Raw genomic sequence first — 19,309 nt, forward strand, 5'->3', positions numbered from 1 at the left:
GCAGGCGCACTTTCATCGAATTATACGTAACCGTCCGTCTTGAGCATCTTATCGAGCGTGCTCATTTCAATAGCGAGTTCGGTCTTATCATTTTCTAACAGGCGGGCATGCTGCTGGCTGAACGCGGAATGCAGCGTTTTGAGCATGGCGGCGCTGCGAGCGTTAATTTCATCGACGCTGCTATTCTCCGCTTGTTGCTCTACAAGGCGATGGCTTCTTGTCGTGATGTCTCTTACCGCGGGCAGATAGCGCTGCAGGAATTTTGTTCCCGGCTCCACATCTTTAGGATCGGTTTTAATACAGAGCATTATCAGGTTCGTATAATTGATAATGCCATCGATTTCCGTCTGAAGCGCCGGCGCCAGCCCTTGCAGGGACGTTAAATAACGGACCTCACGTTCAGCGTCGAAATCGGTTGTTGTCTCCTGCCCGGCCGGGAGCGGTTCGGCAACGGGCTTCGCTTTTTTCCCGAGCCGCTTATTTTTTAATGTTGTCAAAAGGCGGCGAAGGGCGATGGAAAGCGGCGTCCAGCCGCTCCCAATGGCGATAAGAATACCAGCGAAGCTGACATATCCTGCCGACAATGACTGTGTGCCAAAGGCGTCTAAGTAAGCCAGACAGGCCAGCCAGCCCAGGATGAGATACCAGATGTAGATTTTTAGAAATGGCTTCAGATTGCGCAGGATATACGTCACCAGCGCCACGCCGCCTGCCCAAAATGCGAAGCCGGCATTCGCCCCTGGCCAGAATAGCCCGGCAAGAATACCGACCGTGAATGCCACGCGGTCGTAAAACAGGGCGCGGGCAAGAAGGATGAACCCCACCCAGCAGGATACGGCTAATGGCCCTCTTAAGGCGTCAGGGGATGTATGGGTATGGGCAAGGGTATCCTGCAACAGGGCATTATCGAAACTGACCGAAAATAGCATAATACACAGCTGGATAAGGACACGCTTCCAGCGCTTGTTATGAAGCGTTTCTAAAAAAGTAGCCATTCCTGTTCTCATAACATGCGTGACGCGGCATCATCCGCCGCGCCCGGCTGGTTAAGTGTTTATGCCTGATGCGCGGTTCCGCTGGCGATAGCTGAAAGACGCGTGCGCAATTCGTCTTCCATAACCGACAGCTCTTTTTCCACGCTCTGACGGCTCGCGCGCGCATTGCTGGCGATGGCGACAGATTCTTCAATGGTCGTTAACAGACGCGCATGGACATCGCGCAGGGTGTCGATATCCACCACCGAACGTTCCACTTCACGAGCCGTCTCGACCGTGCCGGTCTGTAGCAGCTCCGCGTTGCGGCGCAGCATATCATTAGTGGTATCTGATACGTCTTTTTGCAGTTTCGTTGCCTGGCGCTGAGTGTGTAGCGATAGCGCCAGCACCAGCTGGGTTTTCCACACCGGGATGGTTGTGAGCAGGCTACTCTGGATCTTCTCCGCCAGTGACTGGCTGTTGCCTTGCATCAGGCGAATCTGGGGCGCCGTCTGGATGGCGATAGTGCGGGACAGCATCAGGTCATGAAGGCGACGTTCAAAACGTTGAATGTTGGCTTCCAGGTCCCGGGCGGTCTGCATCTTCAGTGCGTCATCAGCGGCGTGCTGCTGGGCAAGGGGCATATCGATGTTCTGCAGCTGGGCGATTTTTAGCTTGCCGGCAATAATATGCAGATTGATTTGCTGATAGTAGTCGCGATTGCGAATGAATAGTTGCTCAAGCGTGGAAATATTGCGTAGTAAATCAACCATCGCTTCTTCAAGCCTGGCGGAGATATTCTCAACCTGACGCGCCAGCGTCTGATACGTTAATAACGTGCGTTCGAGGCGGTTAAACAGCTTGCCGACAAGAGGGACGGAAGCCAGAAAGCCCGGCTTTTCGCTAAACGAGGTTAAATCCACCTCTTTAACCTTACTCAGTAAGTCTGTCAGTTGCTCGCCCACCACGCCGGCATCTTTCGCCTGCACCTGCTCCAGCAAGGCATCAGAAAACCGAGAGATTTCTCCCATGGTTTTGGCACCCCACGAAAGCGACATTACAGGGTCGGTAATGTCTATCTGGTTCATTAGCTTTTCAACGTCCTGTTGTTCCGCAGGAGTTAACGCTTCGCCGGCGGGTAAAATATCTTTCATCGCTGCGGGCAGGGACGACGGAGCGGCGACGGAGGTCGTATCTGTCATTAACTATTTCCTCAGTTTTTATTGTAGCCACGGCTGTGGCCATCTTGTCCTGACGCCTTATTCAAGTGGGGGAGTCATCAGACAGAGCGACTATTTTTATATGTGGGCTGAGAGTTCCGCGCTATATAACGCGTGTTTTCTGTGTGTAGAGAGCCTGGAGAGTAAGCAAAGATGATTTTTGTTTCAATGATTTTGAACGGGTATTACCTGACCGTTGCTATCCCTCTCCGGGGATGAAACCGATGCGTTTTAACGTAGCGGGACAGCGACCCGCAGCGCGCAGGCTGGCTGCCTCTGGAGACAGAATCACGATGGCGAGCAGACCACCAGCAGGGCGGCCGCGGGCCCGACAACGACGCGGAAAGACCGTCGTCGATGCCACGCCAGCAGACGGCCTGCCAGCGTAGAACATTAAGGCTGATTTAGCATCGCTTCCAACTGCTCCTGGGCGTCCAGCCATGCCATTTCGCATTCTTCCAGCGCCGCTTTGGTCTTCGCCTGCGTTTGCAGACACTCATTCATTTCGGCCTTACGTGCCGGATCGTAAATGGCGCTGTCGGCGAGCTTCTCTTCAACACTCGCGAGCGTGGCGTTGAGCTTTTCCATCTCTTTTTCCAGACGGGTTATCTCTTTACGCAGCGGCTGCGTCTGGGTGCGCAGCTCGGCTTCACGGCGCTTCTGATCTTTGCGCGCCTGGGCGCTGTTGCCGTTGTCTTTCTCGCGGCTGGCGTCGTCGCTCTGACTCTCCTGCTTCTGCACGTCGCTCAGCCACTGCTGGTAATCATCGAGATCGCCGTCGAACGGTTCGACTTTGCCATCATGCACCAGGTAGAGATCGTCAGTCGTGGAGCGAATCAGGTGACGGTCGTGCGAGACCACGACCAGCGCGCCTTCGAACTCAATCAGCGCGTCGGTCAGCGCCTGACGCATATCGAGGTCGAGGTGGTTGGTCGGCTCATCGAGTAGCAGCAGGTTAGGGCGCTGCCAGACGATGAGCGCCAGCACCAGGCGCGCCTTCTCGCCGCCGGAGAACCGCTCGGTGATTTCTGTGACTTTATCGCCCTGGAAGCCGAAGCCGCCGAGGTAGTCGCGCAACTGCTGTTCGGTTTCACGCGGCGCAATGCGCGCCAGGTGTTGCAGCGGCGACTCGTCGGCGCGTAAAAACTCCAGCTGATGCTGCGCGAAGTAGCCCAGCTTGATGCCTTTGGCGAGCCCGATATCGCCGCTGATCGGGGCCAGTTCGCCCGCCAGCAGTTTAATCAGCGTTGATTTACCCGCGCCGTTACGCCCCAGCAGGCCGATACGCGAGCCGGGCACCAGGTTGAGCTTGATGGAGTTCAGAATAATGCGCTCGCCATAACCGGCGCTGACTTTTTCCATTTTCAGCAGGGGGTTGGGCAGGCTTTCCGGTGCACGGAAGCTGAAGTGGAACGGATTATCCACATGCGCAGGCGCAATCAGCTCCATACGTTCCAGCATTTTAATACGGCTCTGGGCCTGCTTCGCCTTGGACGCTTTGGCTTTAAAGCGATCGATAAAGCTTTGCAGATGCGCGACACGCTGCTGCTGGCTTTCGTAGGTCGCCTGCTGCTGGGCGAGACGCGTGGCGCGCTGGCGCTCAAACGAGCTGTAGTTGCCGGTGTACTCGAACATATTTTGCTGTTCGATATGGATGATTTTATCCACCACCGGATCTAAGAAATCGCGGTCATGCGAGATAAGGATCAGCGTGCCGTTATAGCTTTTCAGCCATTTTTCCAGCCAGATGACCGCGTCGAGATCGAGGTGGTTGGTCGGCTCGTCAAGCAGCAGCAGGTCAGAGCGGCAGATTAGCGCCTGCGCGAGGTTAAGACGCATACGCCAGCCGCCGGAGAAATCGCTCACCGGGCGGGTAAGCTGTTCATTGCTGAACCCCAGGCCGTGCAGGAGACTCGCAGCGCGCGAACGGATGGTCCAGGCGTCGATGGCGTCGAGCTTGCCATGCGCCGTGGCGATGGCGTGGCCGTCGTTGCGCTCGGTCGCCTCGTTAAGCTCGCGCTCGAACGCGCGATATTCGCGATCGCCGTCAATCACATATTCCAGCGCGGGCTGCGGCAGCGCGGGCGTTTCCTGATTCACCCAGGCAAGTTGCCAGGTGCCCGGATACGTGAAGCTGCCGCCGTCGGCGCTTATCTCGTTTTTCAGCAGCGACAGCAGCGTGGATTTGCCGCAGCCGTTTTTGCCCACCAGGCCCACTTTCTGGCCCGGGTTAATGGTGGCGGTGGCATTGTCCAGCAGTACGCGGGTGCCGCGACGAATTTGTAACGAGGAGAAAACAATCATAAGGCGCCGTAGATTCAGACTATGTTAAATTGTCATTATATTCATGTAACGTGATGCTTTAGGGCACCGCGTGGGGCCGCCATGGTAGCCCAAAATAGTAACAATGACGACGCCCTGGAGGGGAATGATGTCACAGACAGCGAAAGTTTTGCTGCTGTATGCCCATCCGGAATCTCAGGACTCGGTGGCCAACCGGGTTTTGCTTAAGCCGGCTCTGCAATTACCCAATGTCACGGTGCATGACCTCTATGCCCACTATCCCGATTTCTTTATCGATATCAGCCATGAGCAGGCGCTACTGCGCGATCACGACGTGATCGTTTTTCAGTTCCCGCTTTATACCTATAGCTGTCCGGCGCTGTTAAAAGAGTGGTTCGACCGCGTGTTAAGCCGCGGTTTCGCCAGCGGCGTGGGCGGCAATCAGCTCGCCGGGAAATACTGGCGCTGCGTCATTACCACCGGCGAGCCGGAAACGGCCTATCGTCCCGATGGTTTTAACCGCTATGCCCTGAGCGACATTTTAAGGCCCTTCGAACTGACGGCCGCCATGTGCCGTATGCACTGGATGACGCCGCTGATTATTTACTGGGCGCGTCGTCAGTCGCTTTCTGAACTGGCGGCACAGGGCCACGCGTATGAACGCTGGCTGACCGCGCCGTTAACGCCGGGGGGCTTCTGATGGAAGGCTCGGACCTGCTGCTGGCAGGCATTCTGTTTCTTTTCGCCGCGGTAGTGGCGGTGCCGATAGCGGCACGGCTTGGCATCGGCGCGGTGCTGGGGTATCTGCTCGCCGGCATAGCGATTGGCCCGTGGGGCCTCGGCTTTATCAGCGACGTCGAAGAAATTCTGCACTTCTCGGAGCTTGGCGTTGTTTTCCTGATGTTCCTGATAGGGCTTGAGCTGAACCCCTCGAAACTCTGGAAACTGCGGCGCTCTATCTTCGGCATCGGCGCGGCGCAGGTGCTGTTAAGCGCGGTGGTGCTGGCAGGGCTGCTGATGCTGACCGATTTCGCCTGGCAGGCGGCGATTGTCGGGGGGATCGGTCTTGCGATGTCGTCAACCGCGATGGCGTTGCAGCTGATGCGCGATAAAGGCATGAACCGCACCGAAGGCGGGCAGTTAGGGTTCTCCGTACTATTGTTCCAGGATCTGGCGGTGATCCCCGCGCTGGCGCTGGTGCCGCTGCTGGCGGGCAATGGCGATGAACACCCTGACTGGCTGAAGATCGGTATGAAAGTGCTGGCGTTCGCCGGGATGCTGATCGGCGGGCGTTATTTGCTGCGTCCGGTGTTTCGCTTTATCGCCGGCTCCGGCGTACGCGAGGTGTTTACCGCCGCTGCGCTGCTGCTGGTACTGGGCTCGGCGCTGTTTATGGATTTACTGGGCCTGTCGATGGCGCTTGGCACATTCATCGCCGGGATCCTGCTGGCGGAGAGCGAATATCGCCACGAGCTGGAAATCGCCATTGAACCGTTTAAAGGCCTGCTGCTGGGGCTGTTTTTTATCTCAGTCGGCATGGCGTTAAACCTGGGCGTCCTCTATACCCATATTTTGTGGGTGGTGATGAGCGTGGCGGTACTGGTAGGCGTCAAGATGGCGGTGCTGTACGGCCTCGGGCGTTTTCAGGGGCTGCGTCGTACTGAGCGTTTGCAGTTTGCTGGCGTACTGAGCCAGGGCGGGGAATTCGCGTTTGTGCTCTTTTCCAGCGCATCGTCGCAGAAGCTATTTCATAACGACCAGATGGCGCTGCTGCTGGTGACGGTGACACTCTCGATGATGACCACGCCGCTGGTGATGAAAGGCATCGACCGGCTGCTGGCGCGCCACTTCAACGCGCAGGATGAGCATGACGAGACGCCGTATGTGGAAGATGATAAACCGCAGGTGATTATTGTCGGTTTCGGGCGTTTCGGTCAGGTCATTGGCCGTCTGCTGATGGCGAATAAAATGCGGATCACGGTGCTTGAACGCGATATCAGCGCGGTCAACCTGATGCGTAAATATGGCTATAAAGTTTACTATGGCGACGCGACAGAGCTTGAGCTGCTGCGCGCCGCAGGCGCGGAATCGGCGCAGTCGATCGTCGTCACCTGCAACGATCCGGAAGACACGATGCGCATCGTGCATCTCTGCCAGCAGCACTTTCCGCAACTGGAGATCCTGGCGCGAGCGCGTGGACGCGTGGAAGCCCATGAGCTGTTGCAGGCCGGCGTGAAGCAGTTTTCGCGCGAGACATTTTCCAGCGCGCTGGAGCTGGGGCGCAAGACGCTGATTTCGCTTGGGATGCATCCGCATCAGGCGCAGCGCGCGCAGTTGCATTTCCGCCGGCTCGATATGCGGATGCTGCGTGAGTTAATGCCGGTGCATACCGATAACGCGCAAATCTCCCGCGTGCGCGAGGCGCGGCGTGAACTGGAAGAAATTTTTCATCGCGAGATGCAACAGGAACGACGCCAGCTGGATGGCTGGGACGAGTTTGAATAGAGGTTGAGCTATGGCGGTGCGTAAACGTTTTATTGCCGGGGCCGTCTGCCCGAAATGTCAGGCGCAGGATTCTCTCGCGATGTGGCGGGAGAATCAGGTCGATATTGTTGAGTGCGTGAAGTGCGGGCACCAGATGCGCGAGGCAGATAAAGAAGTGCGCGAGAAGGTTCGCAAAGATGAGCAAGTCATAGGGATTTTTCATCCCGACTAGCGAGATGCCGCAGGTTTCTTTAAGCTAAAGGGTACACAGGCGTCGATTTGGGCTACAATCGGCGCCAGTCTTTTTTCCTCACTCAGGAGATATCATGAAAGTAGCAAAAGACCTGGTGGTCAGCCTGGCCTATCAGGTACGTACAGAAGACGGTGTATTGGTTGATGAGTCTCCGGTGAGTGCGCCGCTGGACTACCTGCATGGTCACGGCTCCCTGATCTCCGGCCTGGAAGCTGCGCTGGAAGGTCACGATGTTGGCGATAAATTCGATGTGAACGTAGGCGCTAACGACGCTTACGGCCAGTATGACGAAAACCTGGTACAGCGCGTACCGAAAGACGTCTTCATGGGCGTTGACGAGCTGCAGGTTGGCATGCGTTTCCTGGCGGAAACCGATCAGGGTCCGGTGCCGGTTGAGATCACCGAAGTGGGCGACGACCATGTCGTGGTTGACGGTAACCATATGCTGGCGGGCCAGAACCTGAACTTCAACGTTGAAGTTGTGGCTATTCGTGAAGCGACCGAAGAAGAACTGGCTCATGGCCACGTTCACGGCGCGAACGGTCATCACCATGACCACGATCACGACCATGATGGTTGCTGCGGCGGTCACGGCCACAGCCACGATCACGACCACGGTAAAGGTGGTTGCGGCAACGGCGGCTGTGGTTGCCACTAAGCCAGATAAAAAAGGGGCGCTCCGGCGCCCCTTTTTACTGCCCGCCTCGGTCAGTCAATAATGCGGCGGCGGCGTTTCTTCCGCCTGTGACGCGATCATCGACGTCTGCGAGGCTTTGATTTTCTCCACCATGATTTTGAGCTGTTCCCGCAGTTTCGCGAGTTCCAGCTCATGTGCGGTAACAGACTGGTTTAACGCGTCAATGGTGATTTCCTGGAACGCCAGTCGGCTTTCCAGCTCAGCGATGCGATGCTCTGTCGATTCGTTTTGCATGATGTCTCTCCCCTTTGCGTCGCGATTCTACGCAACTTTTCCGGATTCTGCCGGGTTGCTTCAACAGAAAGAAACTTATTTAAACAAATTAAGTCTGAAATAACGCCCGAAACGGAAAAGTCGTTATGTTGATTTCCGTGGCGACGTTTTATAGTACGACTTTCGTTTTTAAAGATAACCCCTGGGGTGAGAGGCCCCAACCCTGGAGATAATGGATGAAATCACTGTTTAAAGTAACGCTGCTGGCGACCACGATGGCTGTGGCGTTTAACGCTCCCCTGACTTTTGCTGCGCCAGCCGCACAGCAGCAGAACACTGCCGCCGCTGACAGCAAAGCCGCATTCCAGAACGACGATCAGAAATCTGCTTACGCGCTGGGTGCTTCGCTGGGCCGTTACATGGAAAACTCCCTGAAGGAACAGGAAAAACTGGGCATCAAACTGGATAAAAACCAGCTGATCGCCGGTGTCCAGGACGCTTTTGCTGATAAGAGCAAACTCTCCGATCAGGAAATTGAGCAGACCCTGCAGGCTTTCGAAACCCGCGTGAAAGGCGCCGCTCAGGCGAAAGTCGAGAAAGACGCGACGGAAAACGAAGCTAAAGGCAAAGCCTACCGTGAAAAATTCGCTAAAGAAAAAGGCGTGAAGACCTCTTCTACCGGCCTGCTGTATAAAGTCGAGAAAGAAGGCACTGGCGCTGCGCCGAAAGAGAGCGACACCGTTGTCGTTAACTATAAAGGCACGCTTATCGACGGTCAGGAGTTCGACAACTCCTACAAGCGCGGCGAGCCGCTGTCCTTCCGTCTTGACGGCGTGATCCCGGGCTGGACCGAAGGCCTGAAAAACATCAAGAAAGGCGGCAAAATCAAGCTGGTTATCCCGCCTGAGCTGGCTTACGGCAAAAACGGCGTTCCGGGCATTCCGGCTAACTCCACGCTGGTATTTGACGTAGAACTGCTGGATATCAATCCGGCGGCGAAAGCCGATGCTGCCCCGAAGGCCGCCGCGGGTGATAAAGCGGACGATGCAGCCAAAGCGAAGTAACGTTTCGCAGACCGCCGCCTCAGGGCGGCGGTTTTTTTTATCCCAGCCACGTATAATAAAAGCTGGCTAGTGTTGCACCCGCTGTATTACTTTAGCGAGTTACGTAACAACTGAATGATGAGTCTGCCCAGACCTTGAGAGACGACAGGCTCGCTGTAAAGGGTGGTATGTTTTCATGTCCAATTCGCTATTAACCAATGAGGCCAGCGAACTCGATCTGCTGGATCAGCGTCCCTTCGATCAGACCGATTTTGATATCCTGCGCTCCTACGAAGCGGTCGTGGACGGGTTAGCGATGCTCATCGGCTCCCACTGTGAAATTGTGCTGCATTCCCTGCAGGATCTGAAATGCTCGGCGATCCGTATTGCCAATGGCGAACATACGGGCCGGAAAATCGGCTCGCCGATTACCGATCTCGCGTTGCGTATGCTGCATGATATGACGGGCGCAGACAGCAGCGTGTCTAAGTGCTATTTCACCCGCGCGAAAAGCGGCGTCCTGATGAAATCGGTCACTATCGCCATCCGTAACCGGGAGCACCGCGTGATTGGTCTGCTGTGCATTAATATGAATCTGGATGTGCCGTTCTCGCAGATAATGAGCACGTTTGTGCCGCCGGAAACTCAGGAAGTGCCGTCGTCTGTAAACTTCGCGTCGTCCGTTGAAGACCTCGTCACCCAGACGCTGGAGTTCACCATTGAAGAAGTGAACGCCGACCGAAACGTCTCTAACAACGCCAAGAACCGTCAGATTGTCCTTAACCTCTATGAGAAAGGCATCTTCGATATTAAAGACGCCATCAACCAGGTGGCCGACCGGCTTAATATCTCCAAACACACGGTTTACCTTTATATCCGCCAGTTCAAAAACGGGGATTTTCAGGGGCAGGATCGCTGATGCGTTTTGCCCTGATGGTGACCGGGCCCGCGTATGGCACCCAGCAGGCGAGCAGCGCGTTGCAGTTTGCCAAAGCGCTGTTGGCGGAAGGCCACAGCCTTGAGAGCGTCTTTTTCTACCGCGAAGGGGTGTATAACGCAAACCAGCTGACGGCGCCCGCGAGTGATGAGTTCGATCTGGTACGCGCCTGGGAACAGCTTCATAACGAAAACGGCGTGGCGTTGCACATCTGCGTCGCGGCAGCGCTGCGCCGCGGCGTGACGGATGAAAAAGAGGCGCGCCAGCAGGGGCTTGCGGGCGCGAATCTCCAGCCAGGGTTTGTGTTGAGCGGCCTCGGCGCGCTGGCGGAAGCCGCGCTGACCTGTGACAGAGTGGTAGAATTTTAATGAAACAGGTAGCCTTTGTCTTTACTCACGCGCCGCATGGCACCGCATCCGGGCGTGAAGGACTTGATGCGTTGCTGGCGATGTCAGCCTTAACGGAGGAGATCGGCGTCTTTTTCATAAGCGACGGCGTTTTTCAGATCCTGCCAGGACAGGTGCCGCAGGCGATTCTCGCCCGCGACTATATCGCCACGTTCAAAGTATTGCCGCTGTATGATATCGAGCGCTGCTATGTGTGCCTTGAATCACTTCGCGAGCGCGGGCTGAGTGAGGAACAGACGTTTGTTATTGATGTCGAAATGCTCGACGCCGGTGCCCTGCGCGAGCGTCTTGATGGCTACGATGTCGTGCTGACTTTTTAAGGAACGCCATGCTGTATACGCTTTCTCGCTCGCCCTGGCAGACCGATCTTGAGGCCCTGCTGCGTCTGGTACGCGCCAGCGACGATATTCTGCTGATGCAGGACGGCGTGGTCGCCGCGCTTAACCACAGCCGCTTTCTGACTGCGCTGCTGGCCTCACCCGCCCGGGTGTGCGCCTTAGAAAACGACATTGAAGCCAGAGGATTGGTCGCTCAAATTTCGAGCAATGTCGAAACGATTAGCTATACTGATTTCGTCAAACTCACAGTAAAACACGCGAGCCAGATGGCCTGGTAACGCCCGAACGCTGTATATTTCTTGACACCCTTTAAGCACAGCCCTAAAATTCCGCGTCCTCATATTATATGGGGACGATTTATTACGTGTTTACGAAGCAAAAGCTAAAACCAGGAGCTATTTAATGGCAACAGTTAACCAGCTGGTACGCAAACCACGCTCTCGCAAAGTTGCAAAAAGCAACGTGCCGGCGCTGGAAGCATGCCCGCAAAAACGTGGCGTATGTACTCGCGTATATACCACCACCCCGAAAAAACCGAACTCCGCACTGCGTAAAGTGTGCCGTGTTCGTCTGACTAACGGTTTTGAAGTGACTTCCTACATCGGTGGTGAAGGTCACAACCTGCAGGAGCACTCCGTGATCCTGATCCGTGGCGGTCGTGTAAAAGACCTCCCGGGTGTTCGTTACCACACCGTTCGTGGTGCGCTTGACTGCTCTGGCGTTAAAGACCGTAAGCAGGCTCGCTCCAAGTACGGCGTGAAGCGTCCTAAGGCTTAATGGTTCTCCGTTAAGTAAGGCCAAACGTTTTATATTACTGTCAAACTAAACTCATAGAGTTTTGGACAATCCTGAATTAACAACGGAGTATTTCCATGCCACGTCGTCGCGTCATTGGTCAGCGTAAAATTCTGCCGGATCCGAAGTTCGGATCAGAACTGCTGGCTAAATTTGTAAATATCCTGATGGTAGATGGTAAAAAATCTACTGCAGAAGCAATCGTATACAGTGCTCTTGAGACCCTGGCTCAGCGCTCTGGTAAATCTGAACTGGAAGCTTTCGAAGTCGCGCTGGACAACGTTCGTCCGACTGTCGAAGTTAAGTCCCGCCGCGTAGGTGGTTCTACTTATCAGGTTCCAGTTGAAGTCCGTCCGGTCCGTCGTAATGCCCTGGCAATGCGTTGGATCGTTGAAGCTGCTCGTAAACGCGGTGATAAATCCATGGCTCTGCGCCTGGCGAACGAACTTTCTGATGCTGCAGACAACAAAGGTACTGCAGTTAAGAAACGTGAAGACGTTCACCGTATGGCAGAAGCCAACAAGGCGTTCGCACACTACCGTTGGTAATCCCTTCGGCATGTTAGTCACCAGACGGGCGCTTCAAGTGAGTCGCCCGTCCTGGGCAACTTAATTTGAGCGCCTAAAGAAACAAACGAGGAATCAAATGGCTCGTACAACACCCATCGCACGCTATCGTAACATCGGTATCAGTGCGCACATCGACGCCGGTAAAACCACTACTACCGAACGTATTCTGTTCTACACCGGTGTAAACCACAAAATCGGTGAAGTTCATGACGGCGCCGCTACTATGGACTGGATGGAGCAGGAGCAGGAGCGTGGTATCACCATTACCTCCGCTGCGACTACCGCATTCTGGTCTGGTATGGCTAAGCAGTATGAGCCGCACCGTATCAACATCATCGACACCCCGGGGCACGTTGACTTCACCATCGAAGTAGAACGTTCTATGCGTGTTCTTGACGGTGCGGTAATGGTTTACTGCGCAGTTGGTGGTGTTCAGCCGCAGTCTGAAACCGTATGGCGTCAGGCTAACAAATACAAAGTTCCGCGTATCGCGTTCGTTAACAAAATGGACCGCATGGGCGCGAACTTCCTGAAAGTTGTTGGTCAGATCAAAACCCGCCTGGGCGCGAACCCGGTTCCGCTGCAGCTGGCAATTGGTGCTGAAGACGGCTTCACTGGTGTTGTTGACCTGGTGAAAATGAAAGCCATCAACTGGAACGATGCAGACCAGGGCGTAACCTTCGAATACGAAGATATCCCGGCTGACATGCAGGACCTGGCTGACGAATGGCACCAGAACCTGATCGAATCCGCTGCTGAAGCTTCTGAAGAGCTGATGGAGAAATACCTGGGTGGTGAAGAACTGACTGAAGAAGAGATCAAAAAGGCTCTGCGTCAGCGCGTTCTGAACAACGAAATCATCCTGGTAACCTGTGGTTCTGCGTTCAAGAACAAAGGTGTTCAGGCGATGCTGGATGCGGTAATTGATTACCTGCCATCCCCGGTTGACGTACCTGCGATCAACGGTATCCTGGACGACGGTAAAGATACTCCGGCTGAGCGTCATGCGAGCGATGAAGAGCCGTTCTCTGCTCTGGCGTTCAAAATCGCTACCGACCCGTTCGTGGGTAACCTGACGTTCTTCCGCGTGTACTCTGGCGTGGTTAACTCTGGCGATACCATCCTGAACTCCGTGAAATCCGCACGTGAGCGTTTCGGTCGTATCGTACAGATGCACGCTAACAAGCGTGAAGAGATCAAAGAAGTTCGCGCGGGCGATATCGCTGCAGCTATCGGTCTGAAAGACGTGACCACCGGTGACACCCTGTGTAACCCGGATCACCCGATCATTCTGGAGCGCATGGAATTCCCTGAGCCGGTAATCTCTATCGCGGTTGAACCGAAAACCAAAGCTGACCAGGAAAAAATGGGTCTGGCTCTGGGCCGTCTGGCTAAAGAAGACCCGTCTTTCCGCGTATGGACTGACGAAGAATCTAACCAGACCATCATCGCTGGTATGGGTGAGCTGCACCTCGACATCATCGTTGACCGTATGAAGCGTGAATTCAACGTTGAAGCGAACGTAGGTAAACCTCAGGTTGCTTACCGCGAAGCGATTCGCACCAAGGTTACCGACATTGAAGGTAAACATGCTAAGCAGTCTGGTGGTCGCGGTCAGTACGGTCACGTTGTGATCGACATGTACCCGCTGGAGCCGGGCTCTAACCCGAAAGGTTACGAGTTCATCAACGACATCAAAGGTGGTGTAATTCCTGGCGAATACATCCCGGCCGTTGATAAAGGCATCCAGGAGCAGCTGAAGTCTGGTCCGCTGGCAGGTTACCCGGTAGTAGACATCGGTATTCGTCTGCACTTCGGTTCTTACCACGACGTTGACTCCTCTGAACTGGCGTTTAAACTGGCAGCTTCTATCGCCTTTAAAGAAGGCTTTAAGAAAGCAAAACCAGTTCTGCTTGAGCCGATCATGAAGGTTGAAGTAGAAACTCCGGAAGAGAACACTGGTGACGTTATCGGTGACTTGAGCCGTCGTCGCGGTATGCTGCGTGGTCAGGAATCCGAAGTGACTGGCGTGAAGATCCACGCTGAAGTTCCGCTGTCTGAAATGTTCGGATATGCAACTCAGCTGCGTTCTCTGACCAAAGGTCGTGCATCATACACTATGGAATTCCTGAAGTATGATGATGCGCCGAACAACGTCGCTCAGGCCGTTATCGAAGCCCGTGGCAAATAAGCCTCAGGGTTAAAACCAAAGTCCCGTGCCCTCTCGGCGAGGGGGCACTATAGTAAGGAATATAGCCGTGTCTAAAGAAAAATTTGAACGTACAAAACCGCACGTTAACGTCGGTACTATCGGCCACGTTGACCATGGTAAAACTACCCTGACCGCTGCCATCACTACCGTTCTGGCTAAAACCTACGGTGGTTCTGCTCGTGCATTCGATCAGATCGATAACGCGCCGGAAGAAAAAGCTCGTGGTATCACCATCAACACCTCTCACGTTGAATATGACACCCCGACTCGCCACTACGCGCACGTTGACTGCCCGGGCCACGCCGACTACGTGAAAAACATGATCACCGGTGCTGCTCAGATGGACGGCGCTATCCTGGTTGTTGCTGCGACTGACGGCCCGATGCCGCAGACCCGTGAGCACATCCTGCTGGGTCGTCAGGTAGGCGTTCCGTACATCATCGTGTTCCTGAACAAATGCGACATGGTTGATGACGAAGAGCTGCTGGAACTGGTTGAGATGGAAGTGCGTGAGCTGCTGTCTCAGTACGACTTCCCGGGCGATGACACCCCGATCGTTCGCGGTTCCGCGCTGAAAGCGCTGGAAGGCGAAGCTGAATGGGAAGAGAAAATCATCGAGCTGGCAGGTCACCTGGATTCTTACATCCCGGAACCGGAGCGCGCGATTGACAAGCCGTTCCTGCTGCCGATCGAAGACGTATTCTCCATCTCCGGTCGTGGTACCGTTGTTACCGGTCGTGTAGAGCGCGGTATCATCAAAGTTGGTGAAGAAGTGGAAATCGTTGGTATCAAAGACACCGCGAAATCTACCTGTACCGGCGTTGAAATGTTCCGCAAACTGCTGGACGAAGGCCGCGCGGGCGAGAACGTAGGTGTTCTGCTGCGTGGTATCAAACGTGAAGAAATCGAACGTGGTCAGGTACTGGCTAAGCCGGGCTCCATCAAGCCGCACACCAAGTTCGAATCTGAAGTGTACATTCTGTCCAAAGACGAAGGCGGCCGTCACACTCCGTTCTTCAAAGGCTACCGTCCGCAGTTCTACTTCCGTACCACTGACGTGACCGGTACCATCGAACTGCCGGAAGGCGTTGAGATGGTAATGCCGGGCGACAACATCAAAATGGTTGTCACCCTGATCCACCCGATCGCAATGGACGACGGTCTGCGTTTCGCAATCCGCGAAGGCGGCCGTACCGTAGGCGCTGGCGTGGTTGCTAAAGTTCTGGGCTAATTAACTCAGAATTGAAAAGGGCGCTTCGGCGCCCTTTTGTTTTATAAGGAAAAGTTGTTCTAAAGGTTTATACACTTTCTAAAGACACTCATCCCTCATTAAAAGTCTGTCCCTGCCTCGTTGTAATCATAACCATTCTCATTTACACTTTGTGCATAAACTGAACGGGAGTTATCATGTACGTTTGTTTGTGTAATGGTATCAGCGATAAAAAAATACGGCAGGCGGTACGTCAGCATCATCCCCAGTCCTTCCAGCAGCTTCGTAAATTTATGCCGATTGGCAATCAGTGTGGTAAATGCGTTCGCGCTGCCCGCGAAATAATGCAGGACGAGCTGATGCAGATCCCTGAGTATCAGGAAATTGCCTGACCGCAGATTTTGACTTCCACGCCAGCCCATCTACGCTTCATGTAGTGGAAGCGGAGGGAAGCAAAATGCAAGGTGATATTAAGATAATAAACTATCTCAATAAATTATTGGGAAATGAGCTTGTTGCAATCAATCAGTACTTTCTCCATGCGAGAATGTTCAAAAACTGGGGCCTGATGCGCCTCAACGATGTCGAATACCATGAGTCTATTGATGAAATGAAACACGCCGATATTTATATCGAACGTATTTTATTTCTTGAGGGCATCCCCAACCTTCAGGACCTGGGTAAACTGCATATCGGCGAAGATGTAGAAGAAATGCTGCGCTCCGATCTCACTCTTGAGATGGAAGGCGCGAAAGATTTGCGTGAGGCTATCGCCTATGCAGATTCTATTCATGATTACGTCAGCAGGGATATCATGATCAAAATCCTTGAGGACGAAGAGCACCATATCGACTGGCTTGAAACCGAGCTGGATCTTATTAGCAAAATTGGCCTGCAGAATTACATTCAGTCCCAGATTAAAGAACAGAGCTAACATTTATACATCCAGTATCTGGAAAGTAGAGATACTGCAAAGCAACCCCGCTGCCGCCAGAAATGGACCAAAAGGTAGCGGGGTTTTTCGTAAATGCATCTGCTCTTTTTTACGGTACAGGAAAAACGACATCATTAGCCCGAGCAAAGCGGCAGTTAAAAGCAACAGGCCCAACATCTGCCATCCATGCCAGGCGCCAAGCGCGCCGAGATATTTAACATCGCCATATCCCAGCCCTTCAGAATTACGTAACCATCGGTAAGCCCAGTAAAGCAACGACAAGGATAGGTAGCCAATGAGTGCGCCCGCTACCGCATCAGCGAGGAAGCGTGACTGAAAAATGAGATGGTAAGACAAACCCAGCCAAAGGAGGGGACAAGTCAGGCTGTTGGGTAGCAGGCCATAACGAAGATCTTTCAGCACTAGCCCTGCGTTCAGCAATATATACCCCAATAACCATAACGTAATCATATCACCACCTTCTGGTGAGCCATTCATAACGCCGTAAAAATACAATCTGTGTGCGGCGAAGCGAATGGCGTTCTTTCAGTGATACGCGATACATTCCAGCCAATTTAGCCGCGGACGTACATGTTGCAGTAGACTGCGAGGCGGTACGGAAGAATGTTTAATTTCTAATCAGAGCTTGCGTCGGCGCCAGATTTACGTATAATGCGCGGGCTTGTCATTAATGACGGCGGGTTCAATATGAACCCTGATAGCTGCGGTTTGGCTATCTACAATGCTCCCAATCGGGGAGCTACGTAAGAACGATTACACTCTCCCATCAATCGTAATGGGTTCGAGGAGTAATCATTTTCGTCTATAAAATAATTGGAGCTCTGGTCTCATGCAGAACCAAAGAATCCGTATCCGCCTGAAAGCGTTTGATCATCGTCTGATCGATCAATCAACCGCGGAAATCGTCGAGACTGCTAAGCGCACTGGTGCGCAAGTCCGTGGTCCGATCCCGCTGCCGACCCGCAAAGAGCGCTTTACCGTTCTGATCTCCCCGCACGTTAACAAAGACGCGCGTGATCAGTACGAAATCCGCACTCACAAGCGTCTGGTTGACATCGTTGAGCCAACCGAGAAAACCGTTGATGCTCTGATGCGTCTGGATCTGGCTGCCGGTGTAGACGTGCAGATCAGCCTGGGTTAATCAGGTCATTGAGCGATTGAGAGGTTGAAACAATGATTGGTTTAGTCGGTAAAAAAGTGGGTATGACCCGCATCTTCACTGAAGAAGGCGTTTCTATCCCAGTAACCGTAATCGAAGTTGAAGCAAACCGCGTTACTCAGGTTAAAGACCTGGCTAACGACGGCTACCGCGCTGTGCAGGTTACCACCGGTGCTAAAAAAGCTAACCGCGTAACCAAGCCGGAAGCGGGTCACTTCGCTAAAGCTGGCGTAGAAGCTGGCCGTGGTCTGTGGGAATTCCGTCTCGCTGATGGCGAAGAATACACCGTAGGTCAGAGCATTAGCGTTGAGCTGTTTGCTGAAGTTAAAAAAGTTGACGTAACTGGCACCTCTAAAGGTAAAGGTTTCGCCGGTACCGTTAAGCGCTGGAACTTCCGTACCCAGGACGCTACTCACGGTAACTCCTTGTCCCACCGCGTTCCGGGTTCTATCGGTCAGAACCAGACTCCGGGCAAAGTGTTCAAAGGCAAGAAAATGGCAGGTCAGCTGGGTAACGAGCGTGTAACCGTTCAGAGCCTGGACGTAGTACGTGTTGACGCTGAGCGCAACCTGCTGCTGGTTAAAGGTGCTGTCCCGGGTGCGACCGGTAGCGACCTGATCGTTAAACCAGCTGTGAAGGCGTGAGGAGATAGCAATGGAATTAGTACTGAAAGACGCGCAGAGCGCGCTGACTGTTTCCGAAACTACCTTCGGTCGTGATTTCAACGAAGCGCTGGTACACCAGGTTGTAGTTGCTTACGCAGCTGGTGCTCGTCAGGGTACTCGTGCTCAGAAGACCCGTGCTGAAGTAACTGGCTCCGGTAAAAAACCGTGGCGCCAGAAAGGTACTGGCCGTGCGCGTTCTGGTTCCATCAAGAGCCCGATTTGGCGTTCTGGTGGCGTAACCTTCGCTGCGCGTCCGCAGGACCACAGTCAAAAAGTTAACAAAAAGATGTACCGCGGCGCGCTGAAAAGCATCCTGTCCGAACTGGTACGTCAGGATCGTCTGATCGTTGTCGAGAAGTTCTCTGTTGAAGCGCCGAAAACCAAGCTGCTGGCACAGAAACTGAAAGACATGGCTCTGGAAGATGTGCTGATCATCACCGGTGAACTGGACGAAAACCTGTTCCTGGCCGCACGTAACCTGCACAAGGTTGACGTACGCGATGCTACAGGTATCGACCCGGTTAGCCTGATCGCCTTCGACAAAGTCGTAATGACTGCTGATGCTGTTAAGCAAGTTGAGGAGATGCTGGCATGATTCGTGAAGAACGTCTGCTGAAGGTGCTGCGCGCACCGCACGTTTCTGAAAAAGCGTCTACTGCGATGGAAAAAACCAACACCATCGTTCTCAAAGTTGCTAAAGACGCGACTAAAGCAGAAATCAAAGCTGCTGTGCAGAAACTGTTTGAAGTCGAAGTCGAAGTCGTTAACACCCTGGTTGTTAAAGGGAAAGTTAAACGTCACGGACAGCGTATCGGTCGTCGTAGCGACTGGAAAAAAGCTTACGTCACCCTGAAAGAAGGCCAGAATCTGGACTTCATCGGCGGCGCTGAGTAAG

The 19,309-nt window shown here is 53.9% G+C and carries 24 protein-coding genes; 19 read left to right on the forward strand and 5 right to left on the reverse strand.

Annotation, left to right across the window (positions count from 1 at the left end):
* Nucleotides 1–20 precede the first annotated feature (20 nt).
* From AFK63_RS00290 to AFK63_RS00300, 3 genes are all read right to left on the reverse strand, one after another.
* Nucleotides 21–995 carry a 5-bromo-4-chloroindolyl phosphate hydrolysis family protein gene (locus tag AFK63_RS00290; RefSeq protein ID WP_038867164.1) on the reverse strand — a complete coding sequence of 325 codons (975 nt, stop codon included), beginning with the start codon at nt 993–995 and terminating at the stop codon, nt 21–23.
* Between the two features lie 59 nt (nt 996–1,054).
* On the reverse strand, nt 1,055–2,176 hold the full coding sequence (locus AFK63_RS00295; protein WP_038867166.1) for a toxic anion resistance protein: 1,122 nt from the start codon (nt 2,174–2,176) through the stop codon (nt 1,055–1,057).
* Nucleotides 2,177–2,587: 411 nt separating this feature from the next.
* A complete protein-coding gene (locus tag AFK63_RS00300; RefSeq protein WP_038867168.1) occupies nt 2,588–4,498 on the reverse strand; it encodes an ABC transporter ATP-binding protein in 1,911 nt (636 codons plus the stop codon).
* 124 nt (nt 4,499–4,622) lie between these two features.
* Here AFK63_RS00300 and kefG point away from each other — a divergent pair, with 124 nt between their 5' ends.
* From kefG to slyD, 4 genes are all read left to right on the forward strand, one after another.
* The gene (gene kefG / locus AFK63_RS00305) at nt 4,623–5,177 is read left to right on the forward strand and encodes a glutathione-regulated potassium-efflux system ancillary protein KefG (RefSeq protein WP_071603777.1); all 555 of its coding nucleotides are present in this window, start codon (nt 4,623–4,625) and stop codon (nt 5,175–5,177) included.
* A complete protein-coding gene (kefB, locus tag AFK63_RS00310; protein WP_038867170.1) occupies nt 5,177–6,982 on the forward strand; it encodes a glutathione-regulated potassium-efflux system protein KefB in 1,806 nt (601 codons plus the stop codon). The genes kefG and kefB overlap by 1 nt, the downstream gene beginning before the upstream one ends.
* A gap of 10 nt (nt 6,983–6,992) precedes the next feature.
* A complete protein-coding gene (locus tag AFK63_RS00315) occupies nt 6,993–7,193 on the forward strand; it encodes a YheV family putative zinc ribbon protein (protein WP_004386608.1) in 201 nt (66 codons plus the stop codon).
* Nucleotides 7,194–7,287: 94 nt separating this feature from the next.
* Complete coding sequence (slyD, locus tag AFK63_RS00320) at nt 7,288–7,872, forward strand: peptidylprolyl isomerase (protein WP_038867172.1); 585 nt, start codon at nt 7,288–7,290, stop codon at nt 7,870–7,872.
* Nucleotides 7,873–7,926: 54 nt separating this feature from the next.
* Here slyD and AFK63_RS00325 read toward each other — a convergent pair whose 3' ends face one another.
* Nucleotides 7,927–8,145 (reverse strand): SlyX family protein, encoded by a 219-nt coding sequence (locus tag AFK63_RS00325; protein WP_007720801.1) that lies wholly within the window; start codon nt 8,143–8,145, stop codon nt 7,927–7,929.
* A 215-nt stretch (nt 8,146–8,360) separates the two neighbouring features.
* Here AFK63_RS00325 and fkpA point away from each other — a divergent pair, with 215 nt between their 5' ends.
* The 11 genes from fkpA to bfr all read left to right on the forward strand — a co-directional run bounded on the left by fkpA (nt 8,361) and on the right by bfr (nt 16,569).
* Nucleotides 8,361–9,188 carry an FKBP-type peptidyl-prolyl cis-trans isomerase gene (fkpA, locus tag AFK63_RS00330; RefSeq protein WP_038867174.1) on the forward strand — a complete coding sequence of 276 codons (828 nt, stop codon included), beginning with the start codon at nt 8,361–8,363 and terminating at the stop codon, nt 9,186–9,188.
* Nucleotides 9,189–9,363: 175 nt separating this feature from the next.
* Nucleotides 9,364–10,086, forward strand: a complete 723-nt coding sequence (locus AFK63_RS00335; protein ID WP_038867175.1) for a helix-turn-helix transcriptional regulator — start codon at nt 9,364–9,366, stop codon at nt 10,084–10,086.
* The gene (gene tusD, locus AFK63_RS00340; RefSeq protein WP_038867177.1) at nt 10,086–10,472 is read left to right on the forward strand and encodes a sulfurtransferase complex subunit TusD; all 387 of its coding nucleotides are present in this window, start codon (nt 10,086–10,088) and stop codon (nt 10,470–10,472) included. The genes AFK63_RS00335 and tusD overlap by 1 nt, the downstream gene beginning before the upstream one ends.
* On the forward strand, nt 10,472–10,831 hold the full coding sequence (tusC, locus tag AFK63_RS00345) for a sulfurtransferase complex subunit TusC (RefSeq protein ID WP_038867178.1): 360 nt from the start codon (nt 10,472–10,474) through the stop codon (nt 10,829–10,831). Before tusD ends, tusC begins: the two co-directional genes overlap by 1 nt.
* An 8-nt stretch (nt 10,832–10,839) precedes the next feature.
* Nucleotides 10,840–11,127, forward strand: coding sequence for a sulfurtransferase complex subunit TusB (tusB, locus tag AFK63_RS00350; RefSeq protein ID WP_038867179.1), 288 nt, complete (start codon nt 10,840–10,842; stop codon nt 11,125–11,127).
* A gap of 124 nt (nt 11,128–11,251) precedes the next feature.
* Complete coding sequence (gene rpsL / locus AFK63_RS00355) at nt 11,252–11,626, forward strand: 30S ribosomal protein S12 (protein ID WP_002436309.1); 375 nt, start codon at nt 11,252–11,254, stop codon at nt 11,624–11,626.
* Nucleotides 11,627–11,721: 95 nt separating this feature from the next.
* A complete protein-coding gene (gene rpsG / locus AFK63_RS00360; protein WP_007720812.1) occupies nt 11,722–12,192 on the forward strand; it encodes a 30S ribosomal protein S7 in 471 nt (156 codons plus the stop codon).
* A 97-nt stretch (nt 12,193–12,289) separates the two neighbouring features.
* The gene (gene fusA, locus AFK63_RS00365) at nt 12,290–14,404 is read left to right on the forward strand and encodes an elongation factor G (RefSeq protein ID WP_038867180.1); all 2,115 of its coding nucleotides are present in this window, start codon (nt 12,290–12,292) and stop codon (nt 14,402–14,404) included.
* 67 nt (nt 14,405–14,471) lie between these two features.
* Nucleotides 14,472–15,656: an elongation factor Tu gene (gene tuf, locus AFK63_RS00370; RefSeq protein WP_038869252.1), complete on the forward strand. Its 1,185-nt coding sequence runs from the start codon at nt 14,472–14,474 to the stop codon at nt 15,654–15,656.
* 176 nt (nt 15,657–15,832) lie between these two features.
* Nucleotides 15,833–16,027, forward strand: a complete 195-nt coding sequence (bfd, locus tag AFK63_RS19945) for a bacterioferritin-associated ferredoxin (protein WP_007702510.1) — start codon at nt 15,833–15,835, stop codon at nt 16,025–16,027.
* A 65-nt stretch (nt 16,028–16,092) separates the two neighbouring features.
* A complete protein-coding gene (gene bfr / locus AFK63_RS00380; protein WP_038867210.1) occupies nt 16,093–16,569 on the forward strand; it encodes a bacterioferritin in 477 nt (158 codons plus the stop codon).
* A 3-nt stretch (nt 16,570–16,572) separates the two neighbouring features.
* Here the strand turns inward: bfr and AFK63_RS00385 are convergent, their stop codons facing one another.
* Entirely contained in the window at nt 16,573–17,040 is a 468-nt protein-coding gene (locus tag AFK63_RS00385) for a prepilin peptidase (protein ID WP_038867211.1), read from the reverse strand.
* 379 nt (nt 17,041–17,419) lie between these two features.
* Between AFK63_RS00385 and rpsJ the strand changes: the two genes are divergently transcribed.
* Genes rpsJ through rplW form a run of 4 tightly spaced genes read left to right on the forward strand, consistent with a single transcriptional unit; the run spans nt 17,420 to nt 19,308 of the window.
* Nucleotides 17,420–17,731 carry a 30S ribosomal protein S10 gene (rpsJ, locus tag AFK63_RS00390; protein WP_001181005.1) on the forward strand — a complete coding sequence of 104 codons (312 nt, stop codon included), beginning with the start codon at nt 17,420–17,422 and terminating at the stop codon, nt 17,729–17,731.
* Nucleotides 17,732–17,763: 32 nt separating this feature from the next.
* Nucleotides 17,764–18,393: a 50S ribosomal protein L3 gene (rplC, locus tag AFK63_RS00395; protein WP_007681261.1), complete on the forward strand. Its 630-nt coding sequence runs from the start codon at nt 17,764–17,766 to the stop codon at nt 18,391–18,393.
* Nucleotides 18,394–18,403: 10 nt separating this feature from the next.
* Nucleotides 18,404–19,009, forward strand: coding sequence for a 50S ribosomal protein L4 (gene rplD, locus AFK63_RS00400; protein ID WP_000424395.1), 606 nt, complete (start codon nt 18,404–18,406; stop codon nt 19,007–19,009).
* Nucleotides 19,006–19,308, forward strand: coding sequence for a 50S ribosomal protein L23 (gene rplW / locus AFK63_RS00405; protein ID WP_004388606.1), 303 nt, complete (start codon nt 19,006–19,008; stop codon nt 19,306–19,308). The genes rplD and rplW overlap by 4 nt, the downstream gene beginning before the upstream one ends.
* Nucleotide 19,309 lies beyond the last annotated feature (1 nt).

Origin of the sequence: Cronobacter muytjensii ATCC 51329 (assembly GCF_001277195.1) — a bacterium.
In the GTDB taxonomy this organism is placed as follows: Bacteria; Pseudomonadota; Gammaproteobacteria; order Enterobacterales; family Enterobacteriaceae; genus Cronobacter; species Cronobacter muytjensii.